This window comes from Syntrophomonas sp. UBA5494 (assembly GCF_002426325.1).
Map to the genome: position 1 here is coordinate 4907 of NZ_DIPG01000144.1, position 3410 is coordinate 8316.

Consider the following 3410-nt stretch of genomic DNA (forward strand, 5'->3'; position numbering starts at 1 on the left):
CTGGGATTGGAAGTGGTCACCCCCACCGGTGATGTAATCATAACCGGTGGTCAGCAGGCCCGCTGCATCAAAAATGTTTCGGGTTTAAACCTTACCAAATTGATGGTCGGTTCTGAAGGGGTTCTGGGGATTGTCACCCAGATTCGCCTGCGCTGTTTCCCCCGTCCCAAAGCGCGGGGCATTGCCATGGCGGTGTTCGACCATTTAGATGACGCCCCGGCCACCGTATTGGAAGTGTATCAAGCCGGAGTTTTGCCTTCGGGGATAGAGATACTGGACGGTTCTGCCATCAAGGCGGTAAACGATTTCAAACCGCACATCAACTTGCCTGAGGCCGAAGCCATACTGCTGTTTGAAGTGGACGGCAACCCGCCCGGGGTGGAATATGAAGGCCAGATTATAAAAGAAGTGGCCGGCCGCCGGGCGCGCCAGGTGGAATGGTCCACTGAAAAGAAACGCATGGCGGAGTTATGGGAAGGCCGCAGTATCACCGCCACCGCCGCGGCCCGGGTAAGAGCTGACGGCAGCCGGATTTTTGCGGGAGAAGATATTAGTGTCCCTATATCAAAAGTAGCCGACGTCCTGCGGGCCATCCGCGCCCTGGGTGAAAAATACGGAATACAAGTGGTTAATTACGGCCACATCGGAGACGGCAATGTGCACTGTGCTCCGGTTATTAATCCTGAAAACCCGGAAGAAGTGGAACTGGTAAAAAAGCTGGTAGATGAAATCCATCTGCTGGCCATAGAGATGAACGGGTCCACTACCGGCGAGCACGGGGTTGGTGCCGCCCGACGCGGTTATGCGGTGCTTGAACACGGCCCGGCGGTTGATTATATGAAAAAGGTAAAAGCCGCCTTCGATCCCAAAGGCATTATGAATCCTGGCAAGCTGTTCTAAAGCCAAGGACCAGATTTAGAAGGAAGGATTAATATGGAATTTAAAGAACTGCCGCCAGTAAAAGAACAGATTATGAAATGTGTGCGCTGCGGCAAATGCCGGGAGCTTTGCCCGGTGTTTGGTGAAATAGGTATAGAGAGCGCCGCCCCGCGTGGACACGTCTTTATGGTGCAGATGCTGCGTGACGGCAAGGTCGAGCCCAGCCCCGAGGTCTATGAGAAGCTGGGGCAGTGCCTGATGTGTGAGACCTGTTCGGCAAATTGCCCCTCCGGCATCGATGTACATGAATTAAATGCGGCCGCACGCGCCTATTTGAACGATAAAAACCCCAACCGCGGCAAGGACTTCTTGTTCGGGAACTTCTGGACCAAACCGGAGATGATGAAGCAGTCTATTAAAGTGGCCAGTCTGGCCCAGCGGCTGGGGCTGCAGAAGCTGGCCCGCAATATCGGTTTGACCCGGCTCTTGCCGGGCGACTTGAAAGATGCTGAAAAGATACTGGATAATATTCCGCCCCACTCGGCCCGCAGCCAGCTTTCGGCATACACCCCGGCCCAGGGTGAAAGCAGATACCGGGTGGGATATTTCCTGGGCTGTGGCACGGATTTTCTAAATCCCGAGATCGCTCAGGCAGCGGTGAACGTCTTGAGCCGCAACGGCTGTGAGGTTTTTATCCCTGAAGGCCTGAAATGCTGCGGCCTGCCTCATATTGCCAATGGCAAAATGGATGTGGCCCGACAATTGACCATACACAACCTCAAACTGTTTGAAAAACTCAATGTGGATTATATCGTCACTGACTGCGGTTCCTGTTCGGCCACCCTTTCCAAGAAGAACCTGAAGTTTGTGCTGGAAGGCACCTCCTACCAGGAGGATGGCGCTGCATTCGCAGCCCGGGTTATGGATCTAACCGTTTTCCTGGTTGATGTTCTAGATATTCAAGTTGATGTCAAGATCGACCGGAAATGGCGGGTCACCTACCACGATCCCTGCCACCTGGTTAATGCCCAGGGGATCACCGAGCAGCCCCGCGAATTGCTGCGCCGCATCCCCGGGGTGGAGCTGGTGGAAATGCCCCATGCAGCCAGTTGCTGCGGCGGGTCTGGAACCTATTCGGTCACCCATCACCAGCTTTCCATGCAAATCCTGGACAAAAAGATGTCCAACGCGGCATCCACCGGGGCTGACATCCTGGCCACCTGCTGCCCCAGCTGCATAATGCAGCTCAACTTCGGCTGCAAGCGCAGCAATTGGAATGCCGAGGTTCTGCACCCCGTGGTATTGCTGAATCGAGCTTATGAACCGGCTCCGGCCGCAGTATAGAACCATTACGAGTCCGGCCTGGTTGTTAACCCAACCAGGCTTTTATATTGGTAATATTAGGATATAATTAATGGTAATGAAAGAGATTTGAGGCCAATGATTCATTTTATCAAGTTTACCCGCTTCATAACAGGAAACCGCTTTGCTATTCGCTTGATCGGCACATGATCAACACCGGAGAGCGAGCTGGAAAAACGAGTTGTTGGATATTTGACAGCAGAAGTGTTTGCTTAACTTTTGCCATTTGCAGGAATGGGAGTGCCGCCAATTGAGCCAGCGACGGATTAAACATATGTTTAAACAGGTGCGCGACGCCAGCCTGAAGTACAACCTGATCGAGGAGGGTGATCGAATTCTGGCCGGAATTTCCGGGGGCAAAGATAGTTTGACCATGCTGTACTTCCTCACGCTGGTGCAGAAATACACTCCGGTGAACTTCTCCATCTCTCCAGTGATGCTGGATATGGGCTGGGGCGAGGACCATCAGGCTGTCGCCGATTATTGCGAATCATTGGGTTTGGAATTGTGGGTGGAGCACACCCATATAGGCCGTATCGTTTTCGAAAACAGACGGGAAAAAAACCCCTGCGCGCTGTGCGCCAATCTGCGCCGCGGCGCCTTAAACCGCATCGCCAGGGATATCGGCTGCAATAAGGTTTCTTTAGGCCATCACATGGATGATGCGGTTCATACCTTCTTTTTATCAATGCTTTTTGAAGGGCGATTCCATGTCTTTAAGCCCAGAACCTACCTGGATCGAATGGATGTTACCCTTATTCGCCCCTTGGTTTATGTTGCCGAAGCGGATATTGAGAAATGCGCGGCCTCCCTTAAGCTGCCGGTGATGGCTTCGCGCTGCCCGGCCAGCGGGCAGACCAAGCGGGATGAAGTCAAACAGGTGTTGGACATCATTGAAGCCCAGTTCCCTGGTGCCAGACAACGTTTTTTGTCAAGTCTGGAAAACGCCGCCCCCGATTGTTTTTGGTCTGTATAGGCGGGCTGTCGGCAGTGACAAACGACCAAAGCCATTTTATCAGTTCCCCGCAGCCGGTTAAATACATGCGAACATGTGTTTTTATCAGCCGGGGTATGCTATAATGTTGACAAACATGATGGGAGGGATTCCCAGTGCCTGAGGATTTAACACCCCGTCAAGAGCAGATTTTGGGTTACATCAGAAACCAGAT

General features: G+C 52.8%; 3 protein-coding genes. All 3 read left to right on the forward strand.

Features of this window, described 5'->3' with window-relative positions; all coding sequences use genetic code 11:
• On the forward strand, positions 1 to 900 hold a 900-nt coding region (locus B3W37_RS16275; protein ID WP_483176448.1), incomplete at its 5' end, for an FAD-binding oxidoreductase.
• 33 nt (positions 901 to 933) lie between these two features.
• Complete coding sequence (locus B3W37_RS16280; RefSeq protein ID WP_483176449.1) at positions 934 to 2223, forward strand: (Fe-S)-binding protein; 1290 nt, start codon at positions 934 to 936, stop codon at positions 2221 to 2223.
• 292 nt (positions 2224 to 2515) lie between these two features.
• Positions 2516 to 3217 (forward strand): tRNA 2-thiocytidine biosynthesis TtcA family protein, encoded by a 702-nt coding sequence (locus tag B3W37_RS16285; protein ID WP_481038995.1) that lies wholly within the window; start codon positions 2516 to 2518, stop codon positions 3215 to 3217.
• Positions 3218 to 3410: the final 193 nt, after the last annotated feature.

Coding starts and splice junctions, on each gene's coding strand:
- B3W37_RS16280 (WP_483176449.1), top strand. CDS start 934: ATGGAATTTAAAGAACTGCCGCCAGTAAAAGAACAGATTATGAAATGT.
- B3W37_RS16285 (WP_481038995.1), top strand. CDS start 2,516: ATGTTTAAACAGGTGCGCGACGCCAGCCTGAAGTACAACCTGATCGAG.